This window comes from Sphingomonas radiodurans, assembly GCF_020866845.1.
GTDB classification, from domain to species: Bacteria; Pseudomonadota; Alphaproteobacteria; order Sphingomonadales; family Sphingomonadaceae; genus Sphingomonas; species Sphingomonas radiodurans.
In genome coordinates this window covers 2,374,510-2,396,659 of sequence record NZ_CP086594.1, presented here as the reverse complement: position 1 = coordinate 2,396,659, position 22,150 = coordinate 2,374,510, and the positions used below count along the sequence as shown (strand labels likewise).

Sequence of the window (22,150 nt, the reverse complement as noted above, 5' to 3'; positions counted from 1 at the left end):
GCAACAGTTTGGTGTCCGGCTTGTCCGCTTTCGCGACAGACCCTATCCCCGAGCGCTTCTGGAGGGTGAGTGATGGCGCGATCGATATGGGTGATGTCCGGCGTTGCGATGCTGGCGATGGGAACCGGCGCGCAGGCGGCCGAGCCCGATGGCGCGGGCGAGCGCGTGCTGGCATCGTTCGCGCAATGCCGCTCCATCACTGACGCGGCGCAGCGGCTCGACTGTTTCGACAAGGCGGCCAGCGCGCTTGAGCAAGCGGTCAAAGCCAATGACGTGCGGATCGTCGACCGCGGCGACGTGCGCAAGGCGCGCCGCTCGCTGTTCGGCTTCACCCTCCCGAAACTCGATCTGTTCGGGCGCGACGACGACGACGAAAAGGAAGCGCCGTTCACGGAGATCAACACGACTGTCGCCTCGGCACGCGAAGTGGCCAACGGGCGCGTCGAGATCCGTCTCGCCGACGATACCGAGGCGGTTTGGCAGACCACCGAGGCCGTGATGTTCCCGCCCAAGCCCGGCGCGACGATCCGCATCCGCAAGGGCGCGATCGGGAGTTACTTCATCACCTTCGGCGGCAAGAGCGTGCGCGGCATGCGGGTGCGCTGAGGCCGGCGGCACGACATATTTGTCACCGTCCGCCGTCTTTGGTGCCGCTAACATGCTGGTGAAGGCGGGATCGGCCGACATAGCGACCCGCAAAGCCTTGCTATGCGGCGCGGCGCGCCCATGTTACGGGCTATCATGCTATTTTCAAATCTACCCGCGCCGCTCTCCGGCGCGCTCGCCGCGCGTGGCTATGAAGCGCCTACGCCAGTCCAGGCCGCCGTTCTCGAAACCGAGGCTGTCGGTCGCGATCTGATCGTCTCCGCTCGTACCGGATCGGGCAAGACCGTTGCGTTCGGCATCGCCATGGCAGCCGAGCTGCTGGGCGAGGACGAGCGCATCATTCCCTCGCGCGAGCCGCACGCGCTCGTCATCGCGCCGACGCGCGAACTGGCGCTGCAGGTCAGCCGCGAGCTGATCTGGCTCTACGGGCCGACGGGCGCGCGGGTCGTCACCTGCGTTGGCGGGATGGATGCGTCGAAGGAGCGCCGCAACCTCAACCATGGCGCGCACATCGTCGTCGGCACGCCGGGCCGGCTGCGCGACCATCTCGAGCGCGGCGCGCTTGAACTGTCGGCGCTGAAGGTCGCGATCCTCGACGAGGCCGACGAGATGCTCGACATGGGCTTCCGTGAGGATCTCGAGGAAATCCTCGACGGCACGCCGAACGAGCGCCGCACGTTGCTGTTCTCGGCGACGATGCCCAAGCCGATCGTTCAGCTCGCCAAGCGCTACCAGAAGAATGCGCTGCGCATCTCGACGGTCGAGGCGGACCGCGGGCACAGCGACATCAGCTATCAGGCGCTCGCGGTCAGCCCGTCGGATATCGAGCACGCGGTGATCAACCTGCTGCGGCTACACGAGGCAGAGACGGCAATGCTGTTCTGCGCGACGCGTGACAATGTGCGCCATCTCCACGCCACGCTGGTCGAGCGCGGGTTCGCCGCGGTCGCGCTGTCGGGCGAGCATAGCCAGAGCGAGCGCAACGCGGCGCTGCAGGCGCTGCGTGACCGCCGCGCACGCGTCTGCGTCGCGACCGATGTCGCGGCGCGCGGGATCGATCTTCCGACGCTCAGCTTGGTTGTACACGTCGAGCTGCCGCGCGATGGCGAGACGCTGCAGCATCGCTCCGGGCGCACCGGACGCGCGGGCAAGAAGGGTACCGCGGTGCTGATCGTGCCGTACCAGCGCCGCCGCTGGGCCGAATCGATGCTTCGCAACGCGAACATTCCGGTCGAGTGGGTTCCTGTGCCGACGCCGGAAGATGTCCGCGCGAAGGATCACGATCGCTTGCTCGAGCAATTGCTCGCGCCGGTCGAGACCGACGAGGACGATCGCGCGCTCGCCGAGCGGCTGATCGCCGAGAAGAGCCCCGAGGATATCGCCGCCGCGCTGGTCCGGTCGTATCGCGCCGCGATGCCGGCGCCCGAGGAGCTGGTCGCCGCGACGCCCGAAGCGCATCGCGCGGCGCAGGTCGATCGTCACCGTCCCGGCTTCGACGATGTCGTGTGGTTCCGCATGAACCTCGGCCGCCGTCAGAATGCTGATCCGCGCTGGGTGCTGCCGCTGATCTGCCGCCGCGGCAACGTGACGAAGAACGATGTCGGCGCGATCCGCATCGGGCCGAACGAAACCGCTTTCCAGGTGCCGCGCGCGCTGGCGGCAAAGTTCATCGCGACGGTCGCCAAGACCGCGACGGCGGATGACGACGTGCTGATCGAAGTTTCCGAGAACGCGCCGGTGCCGGCCCGTCCGCCTGCCGGCGCGCGGCAGAACCAGCGCGGTCCGGCACGCAGTTCGGGTCCGCGGCGCTCGCACGATCGGCACTAAGTGCTAGCTGTACTCCGGCGAAGGCCGGGGTACAGCTAGCTAAGCGCATCGACTTAAATCCGATTGCGCCGGTGCGCGGCGATAACTACGCCCGCTCCCGACGGCCGACAGCGCCGAAGGAGAGACCAATGCGCACGATCCAATTGCAGCAGCCCGCCGGGCTCGACAGCCTCAAACTCGTGGAAGCCGATCGCACGGCGCCCGGCCGCGGCGAGATCGTCGTGCGCGTTGGCGCCAGCTCGCTCAACTTCCACGATTATGCCGTGGTGAAGGGCATGATCCCGACGCCCGCCGGTCGCGTGCCCATGTCCGACGGCGCGGGCGAAGTGGTCGAGATCGGCGAGGGTGTCAGTGAGTTCGCGGTCGGCGACAAGGTCGTCTCCACCTTCTTCCCGCACTGGCTGGATGGCGAACCCGCGCGCGAAGTGATGGGCGACGTGCCCGGCGACGGCGCGGACGGGTTCGCGCGCGAGTTCGTCACCGCTCCTGTCACGTCGTTCACGCGCGCGCCGGTCGGCTATTCGGATGCCGAGGCGGCGACGCTCACCTGCGCCGGGCTAACCGCGTGGCGCGCGCTGGTGGTCAACGGTGCGATCAAGAGCGGCGATACCGTGCTGGTGCAGGGCACCGGCGGCGTCTCGATCTTCGCGCTGCAATTCGCCAAGGCGGCCGGGGCGCGCGTGATCGCGACCTCGTCGTCGGACGAGAAGCTCGAACGGCTGCGCGCGATGGGCGCCGATCACCTGATCAACTATCGCAACGACGAGAAATGGGGCGAGACCGCGCGCAAGCTAACCGGCGGGCGCGGCGTCGACCATGTCGTCGAGATCGGCGGATCGGGCACCATGCCGCAATCGATCGCGGCGTGTCGCATCGGCGGGCATATCGCGCTGATCGGTGTGCTGGCAGGGATCGCGGGCAACGTGCCGACGGTGTTCGTAATGCAAGGCAACCAGCGGATCATCGGGCTGACGGTCGGCGCGCGGCGCCACCAGCAGGACATGATCCGCGCGATCGAGGCCAACGGCATCCGGCCGGTGATCGACCGCCACTTCCCGCTGGAAGAGATCGGCGACGCGTTCCGCCATCAGGAATCGGGCAAGCACTTCGGCAAGATCTGTTTGGATATCTGATCCTGCCGTCACCCCGGCCTTGAGCCGGGGTCCCGCTACCGTTGCGGCGTCGGAGAATAAGCGGGACCCCGGCTCAAGGCCGGGGTGACGAAGCGGGAGGGATGATCTGCCGTTCCGCCAGCCGCGCGAGCCATTTGGCGAACATCGCGTCGGTATCGATACACCCGCCGAACCCGGCCTGCCGGAGCTTGATCGTGCTCACCAGCACCGGCGCGCGCACCGCCGAGCCGGGCGCATGCACGCCGAACAGCAAGTCCGCATAATGGTGCGACTCCCCGAGCAGATCGGCGAGCCGCGCCACGCGCAGCCCATCGCGCGCGACGAGGCGGTCCCACACCGGCTCATGCTCCCGCAGAAACTCGACGATCGAAAACGCCTCGCCGAACACGGGCTCAAGCCCGACCGCGCGGGCGATCGCCGGCCAGGCATCGGCCCAGGTGAAGACATCGCCATTGGTGATGTTGAACGTCTCGTCGCCCGCCGCCGTGGTGCCCGTCGCCCAGACGAGCGCGTCGGCGATCAGATCGGCGTCGACCGCCTCGCCCAACCCGCCCGGCCGCCCCGGATAGGCGAACGGCAGCCCCAGTTCGCGGCAGATCGCCGTATAGGCGCCGAGCACCGGCACGATGTTCATCGCCACGCCCGTCGCGCCACCGAACACCACTTGCGGCCGCCAGATGGTGAGCGACCAATCCGCCGCCGCGCGCCGCTCGCGCAGATAATCCTCCTGCAGCCAGTAGAAATTAGCATGTGGATCGCGCGGCCAGCTTTCGCGCGCGGGCAGCGCGATCTGATGGACATGCGCGCCATAAGCCTTGGTGCCCTGGAACGCGCTGACGTGCCGCAGCCCCATCGCCGCGCCGAGCAGCGGCTCCATCAGGTTGCGCATCATCGCAAGATTGGTGTCCATCTGGTCCTGCTCGAACCATCCCGCGACCAACCCCGGCTTCTCGTACAGCGCGGCATAAACGACGTGCGTCACGCCAGCGAATTGCGGCGCCGCAGCGCGGCACGCCTCGGCATCGAGCAGGTCGAGCGGCACATGAACATAGTCGACCGCGGCCGGCAGGTCGGCCGGGCGCCGTGAAACGCCGATCACGCGCCAGCCCGGCTCCGCCGCGAAGCGCGCGATCGCTGCCTGGCCGATCACGCCGCTTGCGCCCGCGATCAATACGGTTTGCTGGCTCATCCGCATCCTCCCCCCTGACTTGCGCCGATCATGCGCCGCGCGCCGCGAATGGCAAACATTTGCGGCATTGCCAGCGCGTTGCGGACGGCGATAGTGCGGCAATGATCTTGTCGCTTTCCGGGGTATCCATGAAGTTCACCACCGCCTCGCTCGTCTCGCTTGCCGCGCTCGCAGCGCACAGCGCCACCGCCCAGGTCGCGCAGCCGACGCCACCGATCGCGCAAACGCAGGCGCCCGAGAACGAGAGCCAGCAGCAAGCACCCGCGCCTGATCCGCTGCCCGCCCCCCTGCCCGCGCCCGCCGCGCCGTCAGCCGCTCCGGCCGCCCAGCCAGCGCCAGCAACCCCCGCCAAGCCGCCCAAGTGGGACGTCAATGCCCCCACCGGCGCCACCATCCGCCAGGTGCCGATCCGCACCAGCGAGGGCAGTTGGATGGACCTGGACGTCAGCCCCGATGGCCAGACGATCGCCTTCACTTTGCTGGGCGACATCTACACGATGCCGATCGCCGGCGGCACGCCGACGCGGATCGCCGAGGGGCTCGCCTATGAAGTCCAGCCGCGCTTCTCGCCCGATGGTCGCCGCATCGCCTTCACCTCGGATCGCGGCGGCGGCGACAATATCTGGGTGATGAACCGCGACGGTTCGGACAAGCGCCAGGTGACGAAGGAGGAGTTCCGCCTGCTCAACCAGCCGAGCTGGAGCAAGGACGGCCGCTTCATCGTCGCCAAGAAGCATTTCACCACCGGCCGCTCGCTCGGCACCGGCGAGGTGTGGATGTACCACGTATCGGGCGGCGCCGGCGTCGTGCTGGTCAAGCGGCCGAACGAGACGCACCAGAAGGAACTCGGCGAGCCGATCTACGCCGCTGACGGCAAGTCGGTGTTCTACACGCGCAACGTCACGCCCGGCCCGATCTTCGAATATGCGCAGGATTCGAACACCAATTTGTTCGACATCGAGCGCTACGATCTCGACACCGGCGAAGTGACCAAGGCCGTCACCGGCGACGGCGGCGCGGTACGCCCGACGCCGTCGCCCGACGGCAAGAAGATCGCCTTCGTCCGCCGCGAGGCGACGCGATCGAAGCTCTACGTCAAGGATCTCGCCTCGGGCGAGGAGCGGAAGATCTACGACGATCTCGATCAGGACGTGCAGGAGACCTGGGCGGTCACTGGCGTCTATCCCAACATGGCGTGGCTGCCCGATAACAGCGGGGTCGTGTTCTGGGCGAAGGGCAAGATCCGCCGCGTGAACGCCGATGGCAGCAACGCCCGCGAGATCCCCTTCACCGTCAACGACACGCGCGGGCTGATCGATGGGCCGCACCCGCAGATCGCGGTCGCGCCCGATCGCTTCACCACCGCGATGCCGCGCTTCGCCAGCGTTTCGCCCGACGGCCGCCAGGTCGTGTTCGAGAGCCTCGGCAAATTGTGGATCAAGCCCGCAGCCGGTGGCACGGCGCGCCGCCTGACGCGCGAGGCGCAAGCGTTCGAGCTGTTCCCGAGCTGGTCGCGCGACGGCAAGCAATTGGTGTTCGTCAGCTGGACCGACGAGGGTTTGGGCCGGCTGCGCGTGATCGGCGCGAGCGGCGGCACGGCGCGTGACGTGACGGCGCAGCCGGGCCATTACGCCCGCCCGCGCTTCTCGCCCGACGGCAAGACGATCGTGTTCGAGCGCACCGGCGACGGCGGGCTCACCAGCCCGAAATGGGCGCAGGATCCCGGCGTGTATCGCGTTGCGACCACCGGCGGCGCGACGACGCTCGTCGCGCGCGGCCTAGCCTCGCCGCAGTTCGGCGCGAGCAGCGATCGCATCTTCATGCTCGAGGACGAGCGCAAGGACGGCAAGTCGCAGCGCCAGCTGGTCAGCACCGATCTGACGGGCGGGGCCAAGCGCGTCCACGCCAACGGCGAGCTGGCGACCGACTATATCGTCTCGCCGAGCGGCGAATATGTCGCCTTCCGCCAGAATTACGCTGCCTATGTCGTGCCGCTGATGCCCGGCGGCCAGGCGGTCGGGCTCGCGCCGGACGCCAAGGCGCTGCCAGTGACAAAGGTGAGCGCAGGCGGCGCGGATTACATCCACTGGTCGAACGACGGCACGCGGCTGCACTGGAGCCTCGGGCCAACGCTCTACACCGTCGATACCGGCAGCCTGTTCGCCAGCGCACCGCGCGCCGAGGGTACGCCGAGCTTCACGCCGCCGACCACCGGCGTGTCGCTAGCGATGGAGGCCGATGCCAAGAAACCTAGCGGCACGGTCGCGATCACCGGCGCACGGCTGGTGACGATGGCGGGTGCCGATGGGGGCATCATCGATGACGGCGTCGTCGTGATCCGCGGCGACCGCATCGTCGCGGTCGGCCCGCGCGGCTCGACTGCCATCCCGGCTGGCGCCACGCTGGTCGATGCAGCGGGCAAGACGATCATCCCCGGACTCGTCGACGCGCATGCGCACGGCCCCGCGGGCAGCGACGAGCTGATCCCGCAGCGCAACTGGTCGCTGATGCAGAACCTCGCACTCGGCACGACGACGATCCACGATCCGTCGAACCGCTCGAGCGAGATCTTCGCCGCCGCCGAAATGCAGCGCGCGGGCCTCATCATGGGGCCGCGCATCTTCTCAACTGGCGAGATCGTCTACGGTGCCAAGGCCGCCGACGTGTACGCGCAGATCGACAGCCTCGACGATGCGCTGAGCCACGTTCGCCGCTTGAAGGCGCAGGGCGGCCACAGCGTGAAGAACTACAACCAGCCACGCCGCGACCAGCGCCAGCAAGTGACCGAAGCCTCGCGCCGCGAGAATATGGAAGTCGTGGCGGAAGGCGGCTCGCTTTACGGCCTCGACGTGACGCACATCGCCGACGGCAATTCAACGCTGGAGCACAATATCCCGCTCGAATATTTCTACGACGATCTGCTGCAGTTCTTCGCCGCCTCGAAGACGAACTACACGCCCACGCTGGTGGTCAGCTACGGTGGCCCGGCGGGCGATCCGTACTGGCGGCAGGCCACCGACGTGTTCGCCAACCCGCTGCTCCAGGCGCATACCCCGCCGGCCAAGCTGCGCGCCGACAACGCCCGCCGCGTGAAGGCGCCCGAAGGCGATTATGTCGACGACGACAATGCCCGCGAGGCGCACAAGCTCGCCAAGCGCGGCGTGCTCGTCTCGATCGGCGCGCACGGCCAGCAGGCCGGCATCGGGCCGCATTGGGAACTTTGGTCGTTCGTGCGCGGCGGCATGTCGCCGATCGAGGCGCTGCGCGCGGGCACGATCGTGCCGGCGCAGTCGCTCGGCATGGCGAAGGACATCGGCTCGCTGGAAGTCGGCAAGCTCGCCGATCTGGTGGTGCTCGACGCCGATCCCACCGCGGATATCCGCAACAGCGACAAGGTCGCGCGCGTGATGATCGGCGGGCGGCTGTACGACGCGAAGACGCTGAACGAAGTGGCGACCGGCACGGCGACGCGCGGGCGGTATTTCTGGGAGACCGCGGCGAACTGAGCTTCATCCGCAACCCGAACGCCCGTCCAACCCGTTCGTGCTGAGGAGGTGCTGAGCCGAAGGCGAAGTACCGTCTCGAAGCACCGGCCCCGAAACACACCCTTCGAGACGGCACCTCGCTTCGCTCGGCACCTCCTCAGGGCGAACGGGGGATTGAACAACCCTCCCACTCCGTTCGTCCCGAGTAGCCATCGAGCGAAGCCGAGATGGCGTATCGAGGGACATGTGTCTCGATACGGGTTCTACAAACCCTACTCGACACGAACGGCTGAAATTCAAGGAAAGAACATAATGGATCGTCGCACTTTCATCGGCAGCACCGGCGCCGCCGCGCTCACCGCCGCCCTCCCCGCCACCGCGCAGACCGCAGCCAACGCTGCAACCAGCAACCCCAATGATGCCAAGCTCCGCACGCTGCTCGATCGCTTCTTCTACGATCGCGTCGGCGACAATCCCGAAGGCGCGACCGCGCTCGGGCTCGACACAGGCGAGCGCGCCGCGCTCAAGTCGCAGCTCAACGACGGGTCCGCCAAGGGCATCCAGGCCGATCTCGCGCGTTCAAAGCGCGAACTTGCCGAGCTGCGCGCGATCAACCCCGGCTCGCTCTCGCCCGCGGCGAAGCTCGACTATGAAATCGTCTCGTACCAGCTCCAGCGCGGCATCGCCGGCGCCGAGCGCTTCACCTACGGCGCCAGCATGGGGCGGTTCGCGCCGTACGTGCTGACGCAGCTGACCGGCGCCTATCGCGACACGCCCGACTTCCTCAATGGGCAGCATCGCATCAAGGACGCCGCGGACGCCGACGCCTATGTCGCCCGCGTCGCCGCCTTCGCCACGGCGATCGATCAGGATACGCAGCGCCAGCGCGAGGATGCGGCGCGCGGCGTCTTCGCGCCGGATTATGTGCTCGATACGACGTTGAAGCTGATGGGCAGCTTGCGCGATCAGCCCGCCGACCAGACGGTGCCCGTCACCGCGCTCGCCACCAAGCTGAAGGCCGCAAACCTGCCCGACGCGCGCGTCGCCGAGGCCACCCGGATCATGACGACGCAGGTCTTCCCCGCGCTCGATCGCCAGCGCGCGCTGATCACCGAGCTGCGCGCGAAGGCGACGCATGACGCTGGCGTGTGGCGCCTGCCCGACGGCGAGGCCTATTACGCCGCTGCGGTCGAAGCCGCGACGACGGTCGCGATGCCCGGCGAGGAGGTCCATCGTCTTGGCCTTGCGCAGGTCGCCGAGATCAGCGGCCGGATCGATGCGATCCTCAGGGCGCAGGGCATGACGCAAGGGACGGTCGGCGAGCGGCTCGTCGCGCTCAACAAGCGCCCCGATCAGGTCTATCCCAACACCGAAGCCGGCAAGGCGGCGCTGCTCGCGCAGCTCAGCGCGCAGATCGGCGCCATGCAGAAGCGGCTGCCTGAGCAATTCTCCACGCTGCCCAAGGCGCCGGTCGAGGTGCGCCGCGTGCCGCCGTCGATCGAGGCCGGCTCGCCCGGCGGTTATTACCAGAACGCAACGCTCGATGGCTCGCGCCCCGGCATCTATTACATCAACCTGCGCGACACGTTCGATCGCCCCAAGTTCGGCCTCGCCACGCTGACGCACCATGAAGCGGTGCCCGGCCATCACCTCCAAGTGATGCTCGCGCTCGAATCGCAGAATATCCCGCTCATCCGTCGCCGCGGCGGGTTCAGCGGCTATACCGAAGGCTGGGCGCTCTACACCGAGCAGCTCGCCGACGAGATGGGGATGTTCGAGGGCGATCCGCTCAGCCAGGTCGGCTACCTTCAGTCGCTGCTGTTCCGCGCGACGCGGCTCGTCGTCGACTCGGGCATGCACCACAAGCGCTGGAGCCGCGAGAAGGCGACTGATTATTTCATCGCCACCACCGGCATCGCGCGCGGCCGCAGCCAGAACGAGATCGATCGCTACACCGTCTGGCCGGGGCAGGCGTGCAGCTACAAGATCGGCCACACCGTCTGGGTGCGGCTGCGCGATGCGGTGAAAAAGAAGCAGGGCGCCGCCTTCGATCCGCGCAAGTTCCATGCGGTGCTGCTCGACGGCGCGATGCCGCTGGCGATCCTCGAACGCATGGTGACCGAGCGGATGCTGCGCTGACGCTCACCGCCAGATTTGCAGGGCGCTGATCCTCCCCTGCAAGGGGAGGTGGCAGCGCGGCACGCGCTGACGGAGGGGTGTCGCCCTGTCGATAGCGGGACACCCCTCCGACGCCTTCGGCGCCACCTCCCCTTGCAGGGGAGGATTGGCTGTTCGATCGCGTTTAGCGTTAGCCGTAGCGATCCCACGGCACGATCAGCTCGCGTCCGTCCCACGCCGCTGCGGCGGCGCGGGCGGTGCGATACATGCCGCGGATGATCTCGTTTTCGGGGTACAGCTCGATCATGTGGCCGTGCGTCGCGCGCGCGTCGACGTAACAGATCATCGCGCCGAAGCCGGTGACGAACTCGCTCGCCACGGCGCAGCCTTCCGCCACCCACGCGTCGCGCGTCGCGGCATAGTCGGCGCAGAACAAGGCATTGTGGTGATAGCCTTCGCCGCCATCTGGAAACATGTCGTGGAACGCGCTTGGCGCATCGGAGAGCAATTGCACCAGCTCGACGTTGAGATCGCCCGACTGGACGAACACGCCACGGATGCGGATCGGGTCGGCGGGCGCGCCGCGATACACATGGTCACCGAGCACGCCTTCACCGCCGCCGACGAACGGCCCCATCCCGTAAAGGCGATGGAGCCGCGCGCAGGCCGCGTCGAGATCGCGCACGACATAGCAATTCTGCACGATGTCGGTGCGCGATCCGGCCACTTCCGCGGCTTGCCGCATCAGAACTTGATGCCGACTTGCAGGCCATAGGTCCGCGGCTCCCGCCCGGTCGGGGTCTTGAACAGCCCCGGCACGATCGTGTTGGCGGAGATGCTGCGCTTGTCGAGGATGTTGCGCATGAACAGATTGAGGCTCGGCTTGAAGGTGCCCAGATCGGGCTCGATCGCGACGCTCATGTCCCATTGATCCAGCGGCCGCGTGCGGCTGGCGAGCGAGTTGATCGTCGGCGCATTCGGGTTCGCGTTCGAAGGATCGGGCGTAATCGCGGTGAAATAGCGCGAGATGTGGCGATAGTTGGTCGAGATCGTCACGTCGCCGATCACGGTGGGCGCCGAATAGGATGCGCCGGCCGATCCGGTGAAGCTCGGGTTGAACGTCAGGTCGAGCCCCGACAGGTCGATCGGCGCCAGCGTCAACGGGTTGAGCGTATCATAGCCGTCGTATTTGGAATCGAGGAAACCGACCGACGCATTGAACGACAAGCCAGCGAACGGACGCGCCGTCAGGTCCGCCTCGATGCCCTTGATCGTCGCCGATGCAGCGTTCGACACGATCGTCTCATTGGTATTCGGCGAGCCCGGCGGGGTGCGGCGAATGATGCCTTCCTGCTTGTCATCATATTTCGTTTGGAAGCCGGCGATGTTGAACGACAATCGCCGATCGAAGAACTGCGTCTTCAGCCCCAGTTCGTAGCTGTCGACCGTCTCTGGATTGTACGACGTCTGCGAAGTCGCGATCGACGTCGCCCGCCCGTTGAAGCCGCCCGCACGATAGCCGCGCGAATAGGAGGCGTAGAGCATCACCTCGTCGGTCGGGCGATAATCGACCGAGATCTTGGGCGTGAACTTGTTCCAGCTATCCTCCGCCGACACGTCAAACCCGCCGAGGAAGCGGTTGCGGAATTTCTTCTCGTCGCGCGTGTAGCGGCCACCCAGCGTCACGCGGAAGCGCTCGGCAAAGGCCCAGTTCACGTCGAGATACCCGGCGTAGGACGTCGAATCCTGCTCGGCGAACTGCTCCGGTCGCCCCCCGCCCAGGATCGTGCCCAGGAACGTCGTCTGGTGATTGAAATAGCGGTTGTCGAAGAAATACAGCCCCGAGACGAAATCCAGCGTCTCGCTCAGCTTCACCGACGCGCGAAGTTCCTGCGAGAATTGACGATAATCCTGGTCGCGGATCGTTTCGTAGAATGCCGCCGACGTGCCGTCAAAATCCTGGAAGAAGATTTCGTCGCTCTTGCGCCACCCGGTGATCGAGGTGAGCTTTACGTTCTCGCTCACGTCCCAGTTCATTTCCAGCGTGATCGCCGGCGAATCATATTCGGTCGGGTTATCGAACTGCGTGAACGTCGTGTAGAGATCGGTGGTGAGGTTGCGATTGCACTGGTTGGCCGGTGCGACGAAGCAGACGACGTCGCCCGTCGTGCTGCCTGATGCGTTGACGGTATGGCCGCGCTGGACCTGCTTTTCCACCGTCAGCAGCGCCTCGAAATCGGGCGTCGGCGTGAACAGGAAGGCCGCGCCGAAATTCTCCGAACGCACCTTGGGCTCGTCGCGATTGAGCGTGACGTTGCGATAGAAGCCGCTGGTATAATTGTGCTGCACGAACAGCTTCACCGCCAGCACGTCATCGATGATCGGCGCGTTGAACACGCCGCGCGCCTGGAACAGGCCGTAATTGCCGAACACCAGCTCGGCCTTGCCGCCAAACTCCCCGGTCGGGCGCGTGCGCCGGATGTTGACCACGCCGCCGATCGTGTTGCGGCCGAACAACGTCCCCTGCGGCCCGCGCAGCACTTCGATGCTGCCGATATCGAAGAAGTCGAGCAGCTGCCCGGTATTGGTGCCGAGGAAGATGCCGTCGACCAGCACGCCGACCGCCGGATCGAACGACTTCTCGATATCGGCGAACACGATGCCGCGGATCGCGATCGCTGCCGCCGACGGCCCCGCGCCGACCGGCTGGATCACCATGTTCGGGATCGCGCCGCTCACGTCCTGGATGGTGAGCGCGTTGACCGCCTCGAGCTGCGCCGGGGCGATCGCGGTTACTGAAAGCGGCGTGGTCGCGATCGTCTCGGACCGCTGGCGCGCCGTGACGATGATTTCCTCGAAATCGGCTGCGGTAGGCTCCGTCGGCGCGACGTCGGCGGTGGGCGCGGCGCTTTCCGATGGCGTATCGGTGGTCTGGCTCGGGTTGGTCTGTGCCGCCGCGGGGGGCGCTGCCAGCGCCCACGCCATCGCGGCGAGGCCGCTCACCATCCCGAAACGGCGCTGCCGCCCCGACGCACGCACGACGATGCAATCGCAGAAGACGCGATGGTCCACGGTTTTCCCCTCCCACAGATTATTCTGTTCTGATTCGGAGACTGACAATTAGTCGTACGCATGTCAATTTCGCAGATGCGAAACAAAATCGAGTTCGCGGTGGCCGTGCAGATAGAGCGTAGGCTTCAGACGCGTCTGTAAAATAATATGCGCGTTACAAATCAGGTTGACAGCATCGCGCCCGGCGGGTCGTCTGCGGCCAGGTAGCTTGGGAGGGCATCGTGGCAGGACGGGTAGCGGGCAAGGTCGCGCTGGTAACAGGCGCTGGGTCGAGCGGCGGGCTAGGGCAAGCGACCGCATTGCGACTCGCGCAGGAAGGCGCACACGTCTACCTCACCGATATCGATCGCGGCGGCGCAGAAGCGCGCGCGACCGAGATCGGCCACGGCGCGATCGGCCTGGCGCATGATGCCACTTCAGAGGCCGGCTGGCAGGCGGTGCTCGCACGGATCGAGCAGGATCATGGCCGGCTCGATATTCTGGTCAACAACGCCGGCGTCGCGATCCTCCATTTGATCGAGGACATGACGCTGGAGCTGTTCGAACGGCAGATGGCGGTCAACATGACCAGCGGTTTCCTGGGTATGCGGCTTGGCGTCGAGGCGATGCGCCGCGCCGGCAACGGCGGCTCGATCGTCAACATCTCGTCGGTCGGCGGCATCATCGGCCTCGCGCGCACCCACGCCTATGGCGCGAGCAAGGCAGGGCTGCGCGTGTTCGGCAAGGGCCTCGCGATCGAGACCGCGGCAGACGGCATCCGCGTCAACAGCGTCCATCCCGGCATGATCCGCACGCAGATGACCGCGCCGCTCGCCGCGCCCGATCCGGTCGAACAGCAGCGCCGCGTCTCCGCCGTCGTCCCGCTCGGCCGGATGGGCGAGCCCGAGGATATCGCCAACTGCGTGCTGTTCCTCGCATCCGACGAGGCGAGCTACGTCACCGGCGCGGAGTTCGTCGTCGATGGTGGCATGACCGCGCAATAGCGGCCGCCGCCCGAGCAACTACCCCAGTACCCCGGCGAAGGCCGGGGCCCAGCTAGGCTAACGGTTGCGGTAAATCACGGCCAACGGGGCGTCTGGGCCCCGGCCTTCGCCGGGGAGCTGCTCCGCGGTGACCATCGCCCATCAACCGCCACCTCACATCAGCGCCGATCACTGCGCCGTCATCGGCCCCGCCACCAGCAGCGGATCGATCCGCGCCTCGCGCCACTTCATCGCCCAGTGAAGGTGCGGCCCCGAGGCGCGCCCGGTCGCGCCGACCGCGCCGACAGGCTCGCCCTGCCGCACGCGCGCACCGACGCGCACGTCGATGCGCGACAGATGCAGGAACGCACTGTTCAGCCCCATGCCGTGATCGATGATCAGCAGATTGCCCTCGAGCGTGAACGGCGCCGCGGCAGCGAGCACCACCACGCCATCCGCCGGCGCGACGACCGGCGTGCCGGTAGGCCGCGCGACATCGACCCCCGAATGGTACGACCCCGGCTCGCCGCGATAGATGCGCTGCGCCCCGAACAGCCCCGAGATCCGCCCCGTCACTGGCCAGATGAAGCGTTGCCGCCAGCCCTCGACCAAAGCGCTCTCGCCACGCGCGGCCGCAATCTGCGCCAGCTCCCCCGGGCGGCGACGCTGGAAATCGGCGCTCGGCACTGGGACCTTGGCAACGGTAGCAAGCCGCTCGATCCGCCACGCGCGCGGCGCGACGGCGATCGGATGCGCGACCGTGCGGCCATCCGCAACGGCCGCAACGAGCGTCGCGCTCGGCCCCGCATCGCGATCGAACGCAATCACGAACCGCCCGTCCGCCCCCAGCGGCACCGCCGCGCCATCAAGCGTCAGCGACACGCTACCGGCCGGCGCGGTGCCGAGCATCAACCCGCCCTGGCTCGCAACGCCGGAAACGCTGAAGCGCCCCAGCGGCAGCGGCGCTGGTCGAGCGACTGGCGTGGCACCCCGAGCCGGCTCGGAAGGCGGCGGCGCGGCCGGCGCGACGCACCCCGCCAGCACGAGCAACGCCGCCGCGCCCGCACCCGCACACGCCCCGTGCGTACGGATCATTGCGGCGCCATCGCCTCCGTCGCGAGGCTGGCGCTCGCGAAGGCGCGCTGCGTCGCGACATCCCAATAGCGCAGATCCTCGATCGTGATCCGCGCACCAGTGACCGCGCACAGGACATGATCGCCCGGCGTCAGCACGCGAAAGCCGTTCGCCATATAGTGAAGCCGCGCCGGGCGGTCGGTGTTCGACATCAACATCTGTTCAACTCCGTAACACTCACCGACAGTCGATTACCACGAGTTCGCCCTTTTCCGCCTCCCCGGCGAAGGCCGGGGCCCAGTTGCAAAGGCGTCGGCGGCTTTCCAGCGGCGCATGCCCAAATGGGCCCGCCTTCGCCGGGGAACCAGCACGGTCAGAAGGCCGAACGCCCTAGAACAGCAACGGCTGCGCGGGCGCATCGCCGGTAGCCGCACGTGGCCGCGCACCATCGACCTTCGCATCGACGGTACCGTCGCGGAAGTGAAGTGTCACCGCCCCAGCCGCCTTCGCCGTCGCCGCACTGGTCAGCGTCGCCCCGCCGCGCGCGGTGACACGCGCATAGCCACGCGCGAGCGGCGCATCGGGATCGACCGAGGCGAGCAACCGCCCGAGATCCTCCAGCCGCTGCCGCGCGCCCTCGATCCGCCGCGCCAGCAGCGCCGGCCGCAGCACCGCGCCCGTCCGATCAAGCGCACCGCGTGCACGCACCACGCGCCGCTCGAGTCCGCGATCGAGCCGTGCGCCGAGATCGTCGATTCGCTGGCGTTGCGGCCCGAGCAGCCGATCACGGCTGGGCAAATGCCGCGCCAGCGCATCCAGCCGCTCGCGCCCACGCTCGACATGCCGTCGCGAACAACGCTCCATCCGCTGCGCATGCGCCGACACCGTCAGCCGCAAGTCGGCGAGCACCGGCACCGCCAGCTCGGCCGCCGCGGTCGGCGTCGGCGCGCGCAGGTCGGCGGCATAATCGCAAAGCGTCGTATCCGTCTCGTGGCCCACCGCGGAAATGATCGGGATGCTGCAACCCGCGACCGCACGCACGACCGCTTCCTCGTTGAACGCCCACAGATCCTCGATCGAGCCGCCGCCGCGCGCGACGATGATCAGATCAGGGCGCTGGCTCTCCGGCAGCGCCTCGAACCCCCGGATCGCCGCCGCCACTTCGTTCGCCGCGCCATCGCCCTGCACCTTCACCGGCCAGACGAGCAGGTGGCTCGGGCAGCGGTCCTCGAGCCTGTGGATGATGTCCCGGATCACCGCACCGGTGGGCGAGGTGACGACGCCGATCCGCCGCGGCAGGAACGGCAGCGGCGCGCGCGCCTTCGACTTGGCGAACAGCCCCTCGGCGTCGAACCGCGCCTTGTTGCGCTCAAGCAGCGCCATCAGCGCGCCAGCGCCGGCCAGCTCCATGCGATCGATGATCACCTGGTATTTCGAGCGGCCCGGATACGTCGTGAGGCGCCCGGTCGCGATTACCTCGATCCCGTCTTCGGGCCGGAAGGCGAGCTGGGATGCCTGCCCCTTCCAGATCACGCCGTCGATCACCGCGGCATCGTCCTTCAGGCACAGATAGCAATGCCCCGAGGCGACGCGCTTGTACCCCGATATCTCGCCGCGCAACCGCACATGGCCGAACTCGCCCTCGACGAAGCGCTTCAGCTTGTTCGACAGCTCGCCCACCGACATCGCGGCTGCGTTGTCCCCCGGCGTGGGCTCGGCTACCAGCCGCGCCGGAATGTCGAAAAAGGGATCGGGCATGAACGTCCTGCTGATCGGATCGGGCGGGCGCGAGCACGCGCTGGCGTGGAAACTCGCGCAATCGTCCGGCCTAGATACGCTCTATGCCGCGCCCGGCAACCCCGGCATCGCGCAGCATGCGACCATCGCCGCGCTCGATACGGCGGATCACCGCGCCGTGATCGATTTCGTCCGCGGGCATCAGATCGGGCTGGTCGTCGTCGGCCCCGAGGTGCCGCTGGTCGCCGGGCTCGCCGACGATCTCCGCGCGATCGGCGTGCCCGTGTTCGGCCCCGGGCGCGAGGCGGCGCGGCTCGAAGGATCGAAGGGCTTCACCAAGGATCTGTGCACGCGCGTCGGCATCCCGACCGCGCGCTATTTCCGCGTCACCTCGAAGGACGGCGCGCTCGCGTGTCTCGACGATTTCGCCAAGGACGGGCAACTTCGGTGCGTCATCAAGGCCGACGGTCTCGCCGCAGGCAAGGGCGTCGTCGTCGCGATGAGCCGCATCGAGGCAGAGGACGCCATCAGCGCGCTCTTTGCCGACGGCCCGGCCGAGGCAGTGATCGAGGAATTCCTCGAAGGTGAGGAAGCGAGCCTCTTCGTCCTGTGTGACGGCGACGCCACCGCCAGCTTCGGCAGCGCGCAGGATCACAAGCGCGTCGGCGATGGCGATATCGGCCCGAACACCGGCGGCATGGGCGCCTATTCCCCCGCCGCGGTGCTCACCCCCGCGCTGGAGGAACAGGCCATGCGCGAGATCGTCCGCCCGACGATCGACTCGCTCGCCGCCGCGGGCACGCCCTATATCGGCGTGCTCTACGCCGGCCTGATGCTCACCGCCGACGGCCCCAAGCTGATCGAATACAATGTCCGCTTCGGCGATCCCGAATGCCAGGTGCTGATGGCGCGGTTCTCGGGCGACCTGCTCGCCACGTTGCTTGCGGTGGCGGAGGGGCGGCTCGCCGATCTGCCCGCGCCGGCGTTTGCCGACGACGTAGCGCTGACGGTCGTCATGGCGGCGAACGGCTACCCCGGCACGCCCGCCACCGGCGGCTCGATCGATGGGATCGACGCCGCCGAAGCGACCGGCGCGACCGTCTTCCAGGCCGGCACCCGCGAGGACGCCGGCCAGCTGGTCGCCGCGGGCGGCCGCGTGCTGGCAATCACCGCGACCGGCCGCGACGTCGCCACCGCGCAGGCCGCCGCGTACCGCGCGGTCGACGCGATCGACTTCCCCACGGGCTTCTGCCGCCGCGACATCGGCTGGCGCGCGATCGGATAAGTCCGCGTGGTTAGCGCGTTGCGGGAACCGAATCGCCCGCCTAAGGCGTTGCGCTCGGCGTAGCGGAGCGTGTCATGGACCCAATATCCGATACCGGTACGTTGACCGGCATCGCACTGGCGATCATCGCCGTCTTGGCGGTTTTGACGATCATCGGAATTCTCGTCGGCGCGCGCAAGCGCCGCGAGCGGAAGGAAGCCGAACGGATCGAGCGCGAACGGGTCGAGCGCGAGCGCGTCCAGGCCGCAGCCGCCGCGCGATCCGTCAAGCGCCCGCCAGTCGAGCGCGCTGCGATCGTCGCGCCGCCGCCGCCACCGCCCGCGCCGCCCCCCGTAGCACCCGCTCCGCCTCCGCTGGCGGACCTGCCCGAAGTTGCGCCAGCACCCGAACCGGCGCGGATCGACGAAGAACCCGCGCCGCTCGCTGACGAGCCGATCGCCGCGGCCGCGCCGCTCGACGCGTCCCCCGCCAGCGAAGCGCAATCTCCCGAAACCGACGCTTTCGGAGTGTCGGATCCTGGTGATTTGCCTCCGCCAGCCCCCGTCGGTCCCCCTCCGGGTGACGCACCGGTCACCAAGATCAAGGGCCTTGGCCCCAAGGTCGCGGCGCGACTGGCTGATCTCGGCATTGTCACGGTCGGCGATCTCGCCGCGCTTGACCAGCGCGCCGCAGAAGATCTGGATGCGCGGCTCGGGCCGTTCACCGGCCGCCTGACGCGCGATCGCTGGCTCGAACAGGCGCAATTGCTGGCGAGCGGGGACGTGAAGACGTTCGAGGCGCGCTTCGGCAAACTGTAAACGCTTGCCGCCGGCGCGGAATTGACGCCGCCGCGCCCGCACCGCAAGGCCGCGCAATGCGCTTCTTTTCCGACAACGCCGCCCCCGTCCACCCCGCCGTCCTCACCGCGCTGGCCGAGGCGGACGTGCTCGACACCGCCTATGACGGTGATCGCTGGTCGAAGGCGCTCGACGCGCGCCTGTCCGACCTGTTCGAAACCCCGGTCGAGGCCCTGTGGGTGCCCAGCGGCACCGCCGCCAATTGCCTCGCGCTCGCCGCGCTATGTCCGCCGCACGGCGCGGTCGTCTGCCATCGCGATGCGCACATCCAGAACGACGAATGCGGCGCGCCCGAATTCTATACCCACGGCGCCAAGCTGCTGCTGGCCGAAGGCGACGGCGCGAAGCTGACGCCTGCCGGCATCACCGCGCTGCTCGCCACGATCCGCAACGACGTTCATCAAGTGCAGCCGCACGTGATCTCGATCACCAACGCGACCGAATATGGCCTGGTCTACCAGCCAGACGAAGTTGCCGCGATCGGCGCGCTCGCGGCGGAGCGTGGGCTCGCGCTGCATATGGACGGCGCGCGCTTCGCCAACGCGTTGGTCTCCGCTGGCTGTTCGCCCGCAGATGTGACGTGGCGCGCCGGGGTGACCGCACTCAGCCTTGGCTTCGTCAAGAACGGCGGGATGAACGCCGAAGCGCTGGTGTTCTTCAAGCCCGGCCTCATCGATGCGACGCGCTATCGCCGCAAGCGCGCCGGGTTGCTGTTGTCCAAGGGGCGCTACCTCGCCGCGCAGATCCTGGCGCTGCTCGACGACGATCGCTGGCTGGCGACCGCGCGCGCGGCGAACGAGGGCGCGGCGCTGATCGGCGCGGCGGCCGGCGCGCGGCTGATCCATCCGGTGGAGGCGAACGAGGTGTTCCTGCGTGTGTCGATGGAGGAAGCCGCGGCGCTGCGCGCGGCCGGGTTCGACTTCTACGATTGGGGGCCGGGCGAGGCGCGGCTAGTGGTGTCGTGGAACCAGCGCGCCGAGGACATCCGGCCGCTGGCGGAAGCGATCCGGGCGCTTCCCTGATCCGCTCGTCCCGAGCGAAGTCGAGGGACTAGCCACAAACGCTGCGTATGGGGGAAGGTGCCTAGACGTCGCTCGGCACGAACAGAGAGAATTTGCCTTCCTCGCACGACAGTGGAAACCTGATGCCAACGGCATTACGCGCAACCAGGATGACCGCCGCCGCCGCCCCGCAATCGACCCGCGCCCGCATCCTGATCCCGTTCGCGATCGTGACGCTGATCTGGGGCTCGACGTGGCTCGTGATCCGCGACCAGCTAGGCGTGGTGCCAGCGTCGTGGTCGGTCAGCTACCGCTTCCTGGTCGCGGGCGTCGCGCTGCTCGCCTGGTCGGCGATCCGCCGCGAACCGGGCCGGATCGATGCGCGCGGCTATGGCTTTGCCGCGACGCTGGGGCTCGCGCAGTTCGTGCTCAACTTCAACTTCGTCTACCGCGCCGAGCAGTACATCACGTCCGGGCTGGTCGCAGTGGTCTTCGCGCTGCTGCTGATCCCCAACTCGCTGTTCGGGCGCATTTTTCTCGGCCAGCGGCTGGGGCGGCAGCTGATCATCGGGTCGATGATCGCGATGGGCGGGGTCGCGCTGTTGTTCGTGCACGAGGCGCGTAGCGATCCGCACGGCCCCGCCACCGCCCTCACCGGCATCGGGCTGACGTTATGCGCGATCCTGTCTGCCTCGACCGCGAACGTGATGCAGGGAACGCAGATGGCGCGCGCCTATCCGATGCTACGCACCACCGCGATCGCGATGCTGATGGGCGCGTGCTTCGATGCCGAATGGGCCTGGTTCACGGTCGGGCCGCCGGTGATGGAGTGGCGGCTCGGCTATGTCGCCGGCATCCTCTATCTCGGGCTGGCGGCCTCGGCGCTTGCCTTCCCGCTCTATTTCGGTGTGATTCGTGCGATCGGGCCGGCCAAGGCGGCCTATTCTAGCGTGATCGTGCCCGTCATCGCGATGACGCTGTCGACCATGTTCGAGGGCTATCGCTGGTCGCCGCTGGCGGCGGGCGGCGCACTGCTCGCGGGCGCAGGGCTGATCGTGGCACTCACCGCGCGCAGGCCCAACCGGTAATCGGCGTAAAGCGGGCGCCAGCCGAGCACCCGCTTCGCCTTGCCGTTCGCGACGCGGCGGTTCTCGGCATAGAAGGCGCGTGCCATCGGCGAGAGCGTGTCGAGCGCAACGAGCGGCGGCGGCGCGACACCCAGCAGCCGCGCGGCATGCTCGATCACCTCGTCCTGGCTGGTCGGCAGATCGTCGGCGAGATTATAGGCGCCGGCCGGTCCGTCGAACCCCGCCACCACGCCGCGCGCGATATCGTCGACATGCACGCGGCTGAAGACCTGCCCTGCGATCCCGGTGCGATGCGCCTGCCCCGCCGCAACGCGGTCGAGCGGCGATCGGCCGGGGCCATAGATCCCGGGTAGCCGGAACACGCGCGCTTCCAGTGATAACCAGGCAGCATCCGCCGCATTACGGTTCGCCCGCCGCCCGCGGATCGGCGTCGTCTCATCGACCCACGCCCCGCCGGCATCGCCATAGACGCCGGTCGAGGAGAGATACCCAAGCCACCGCCCGCCGAGCGCATCGCCGTACCGGTCGAGCACCGGATCGCCCCCCTCGTCCGGCGGCACCGACGACAGCACGTGCGTCGAGATGGCCAGCCCCGCGCGCACCGCCTCGGCGTCGTCAAACCGGATCGTGCCGTCACGTCCATCGCGCGTTGTCGCCAGAAACGGCCAACCGCTTTCCCGCACGATCGCCCGCGCGGTATAGCCAAGGCCGAAGACGAATAGCCTGCTCACGCGAAG

Annotated in this window: 17 protein-coding genes; 10 read left to right on the top strand and 7 right to left on the bottom strand. The window is 68.1% G+C overall.

Annotated elements, in window-relative coordinates:
• Nucleotides 1–72: 72 nt before the first annotated feature.
• From LLW23_RS11120 to LLW23_RS11110, 3 genes are all read left to right on the top strand, one after another.
• A complete protein-coding gene (locus LLW23_RS11120; protein WP_228945513.1) occupies nt 73–606 on the top strand; it encodes a hypothetical protein in 534 nt (177 codons plus the stop codon).
• Nucleotides 607–741: 135 nt separating this feature from the next.
• Entirely contained in the window at nt 742–2,433 is a 1,692-nt protein-coding gene (locus LLW23_RS11115) for a DEAD/DEAH box helicase (RefSeq protein ID WP_228945511.1), read from the top strand.
• 128 nt (nt 2,434–2,561) lie between these two features.
• Nucleotides 2,562–3,566, top strand: coding sequence for a zinc-dependent alcohol dehydrogenase family protein (locus tag LLW23_RS11110; protein ID WP_228945510.1), 1,005 nt, complete (start codon nt 2,562–2,564; stop codon nt 3,564–3,566).
• Between the two features lie 73 nt (nt 3,567–3,639).
• Here LLW23_RS11110 and LLW23_RS11105 read toward each other — a convergent pair whose 3' ends face one another.
• Entirely contained in the window at nt 3,640–4,755 is a 1,116-nt protein-coding gene (locus LLW23_RS11105; RefSeq protein WP_228945508.1) for an SDR family oxidoreductase, read from the bottom strand.
• A 128-nt stretch (nt 4,756–4,883) separates the two neighbouring features.
• Here LLW23_RS11105 and LLW23_RS11100 point away from each other — a divergent pair, with 128 nt between their 5' ends.
• Entirely contained in the window at nt 4,884–8,261 is a 3,378-nt protein-coding gene (locus LLW23_RS11100; protein WP_228945506.1) for an amidohydrolase family protein, read from the top strand.
• Nucleotides 8,262–8,552: 291 nt separating this feature from the next.
• Complete coding sequence (locus LLW23_RS11095) at nt 8,553–10,379, top strand: DUF885 domain-containing protein (protein ID WP_228945504.1); 1,827 nt, start codon at nt 8,553–8,555, stop codon at nt 10,377–10,379.
• 169 nt (nt 10,380–10,548) lie between these two features.
• On the opposite strand, the gene LLW23_RS11090 is transcribed toward LLW23_RS11095, so the two are convergent.
• Complete coding sequence (locus tag LLW23_RS11090; protein ID WP_228945502.1) at nt 10,549–11,103, bottom strand: VOC family protein; 555 nt, start codon at nt 11,101–11,103, stop codon at nt 10,549–10,551.
• Nucleotides 11,103–13,430 (bottom strand): TonB-dependent receptor, encoded by a 2,328-nt coding sequence (locus LLW23_RS11085; RefSeq protein WP_228945500.1) that lies wholly within the window; start codon nt 13,428–13,430, stop codon nt 11,103–11,105. Before LLW23_RS11085 ends, LLW23_RS11090 begins: the two co-directional genes overlap by 1 nt.
• Nucleotides 13,431–13,651: 221 nt before the next feature.
• On the opposite strand from LLW23_RS11085, the gene LLW23_RS11080 reads away from it, so the two are divergent.
• The gene (locus tag LLW23_RS11080) at nt 13,652–14,413 is read left to right on the top strand and encodes an SDR family NAD(P)-dependent oxidoreductase (RefSeq protein WP_228945498.1); all 762 of its coding nucleotides are present in this window, start codon (nt 13,652–13,654) and stop codon (nt 14,411–14,413) included.
• A 168-nt stretch (nt 14,414–14,581) separates the two neighbouring features.
• Here the strand turns inward: LLW23_RS11080 and LLW23_RS11075 are convergent, their stop codons facing one another.
• From LLW23_RS11075 to xseA, 3 genes are all read right to left on the bottom strand, one after another.
• Nucleotides 14,582–15,487 carry a M23 family metallopeptidase gene (locus LLW23_RS11075; protein WP_228945496.1) on the bottom strand — a complete coding sequence of 302 codons (906 nt, stop codon included), beginning with the start codon at nt 15,485–15,487 and terminating at the stop codon, nt 14,582–14,584.
• Nucleotides 15,484–15,684, bottom strand: coding sequence for a DUF2093 domain-containing protein (locus LLW23_RS11070; protein WP_228945494.1), 201 nt, complete (start codon nt 15,682–15,684; stop codon nt 15,484–15,486). Before LLW23_RS11070 ends, LLW23_RS11075 begins: the two co-directional genes overlap by 4 nt.
• Before the next feature lie 172 nt (nt 15,685–15,856).
• Nucleotides 15,857–17,224 (bottom strand): exodeoxyribonuclease VII large subunit, encoded by a 1,368-nt coding sequence (xseA, locus tag LLW23_RS11065; RefSeq protein WP_228945492.1) that lies wholly within the window; start codon nt 17,222–17,224, stop codon nt 15,857–15,859.
• Here xseA and purD point away from each other — a divergent pair.
• From purD to LLW23_RS11045, 4 genes are all read left to right on the top strand, one after another.
• Nucleotides 17,223–18,488 carry a phosphoribosylamine--glycine ligase gene (gene purD / locus LLW23_RS11060; protein WP_228945490.1) on the top strand — a complete coding sequence of 422 codons (1,266 nt, stop codon included), beginning with the start codon at nt 17,223–17,225 and terminating at the stop codon, nt 18,486–18,488. The genes xseA and purD overlap by 2 nt on opposite strands.
• Before the next feature lie 74 nt (nt 18,489–18,562).
• A complete protein-coding gene (locus LLW23_RS11055) occupies nt 18,563–19,285 on the top strand; it encodes a hypothetical protein (RefSeq protein WP_228945488.1) in 723 nt (240 codons plus the stop codon).
• Nucleotides 19,286–19,341: 56 nt separating this feature from the next.
• Nucleotides 19,342–20,346, top strand: a complete 1,005-nt coding sequence (locus LLW23_RS11050) for a threonine aldolase family protein (protein ID WP_228945486.1) — start codon at nt 19,342–19,344, stop codon at nt 20,344–20,346.
• Nucleotides 20,347–20,495: 149 nt separating this feature from the next.
• Nucleotides 20,496–21,413, top strand: coding sequence for a DMT family transporter (locus LLW23_RS11045; protein ID WP_228945484.1), 918 nt, complete (start codon nt 20,496–20,498; stop codon nt 21,411–21,413).
• Here the strand turns inward: LLW23_RS11045 and LLW23_RS11040 are convergent.
• On the bottom strand, nt 21,323–22,144 hold the full coding sequence (locus LLW23_RS11040) for a Rossmann-fold NAD(P)-binding domain-containing protein (RefSeq protein ID WP_228945482.1): 822 nt from the start codon (nt 22,142–22,144) through the stop codon (nt 21,323–21,325). The two genes, LLW23_RS11045 and LLW23_RS11040, sit on opposite strands and share 91 nt — an antisense overlap.
• Between the last annotated feature and the right edge of the window lie 6 nt (nt 22,145–22,150).

Coding starts and splice junctions, on each gene's coding strand:
- LLW23_RS11120 (WP_228945513.1), top strand. CDS start 73: ATGGCGCGATCGATATGGGTGATGTCCGGCGTTGCGATGCTGGCGATG.
- LLW23_RS11115 (WP_228945511.1), top strand. CDS start 742: ATGCTATTTTCAAATCTACCCGCGCCGCTCTCCGGCGCGCTCGCCGCG.
- LLW23_RS11110 (WP_228945510.1), top strand. CDS start 2,562: ATGCGCACGATCCAATTGCAGCAGCCCGCCGGGCTCGACAGCCTCAAA.
- LLW23_RS11105 (WP_228945508.1), bottom strand. CDS start 4,755: ATGAGCCAGCAAACCGTATTGATCGCGGGCGCAAGCGGCGTGATCGGC.
- LLW23_RS11100 (WP_228945506.1), top strand. CDS start 4,884: ATGAAGTTCACCACCGCCTCGCTCGTCTCGCTTGCCGCGCTCGCAGCG.
- LLW23_RS11095 (WP_228945504.1), top strand. CDS start 8,553: ATGGATCGTCGCACTTTCATCGGCAGCACCGGCGCCGCCGCGCTCACC.
- LLW23_RS11090 (WP_228945502.1), bottom strand. CDS start 11,103: ATGCGGCAAGCCGCGGAAGTGGCCGGATCGCGCACCGACATCGTGCAG.
- LLW23_RS11075 (WP_228945496.1), bottom strand. CDS start 15,487: ATGATCCGTACGCACGGGGCGTGTGCGGGTGCGGGCGCGGCGGCGTTG.
- LLW23_RS11070 (WP_228945494.1), bottom strand. CDS start 15,684: ATGTTGATGTCGAACACCGACCGCCCGGCGCGGCTTCACTATATGGCG.
- purD (WP_228945490.1), top strand. CDS start 17,223: ATGAACGTCCTGCTGATCGGATCGGGCGGGCGCGAGCACGCGCTGGCG.
- xseA (WP_228945492.1), bottom strand. CDS start 17,224: ATGCCCGATCCCTTTTTCGACATTCCGGCGCGGCTGGTAGCCGAGCCC.
- LLW23_RS11055 (WP_228945488.1), top strand. CDS start 18,563: ATGGACCCAATATCCGATACCGGTACGTTGACCGGCATCGCACTGGCG.
- LLW23_RS11050 (WP_228945486.1), top strand. CDS start 19,342: ATGCGCTTCTTTTCCGACAACGCCGCCCCCGTCCACCCCGCCGTCCTC.
- LLW23_RS11045 (WP_228945484.1), top strand. CDS start 20,496: ATGACCGCCGCCGCCGCCCCGCAATCGACCCGCGCCCGCATCCTGATC.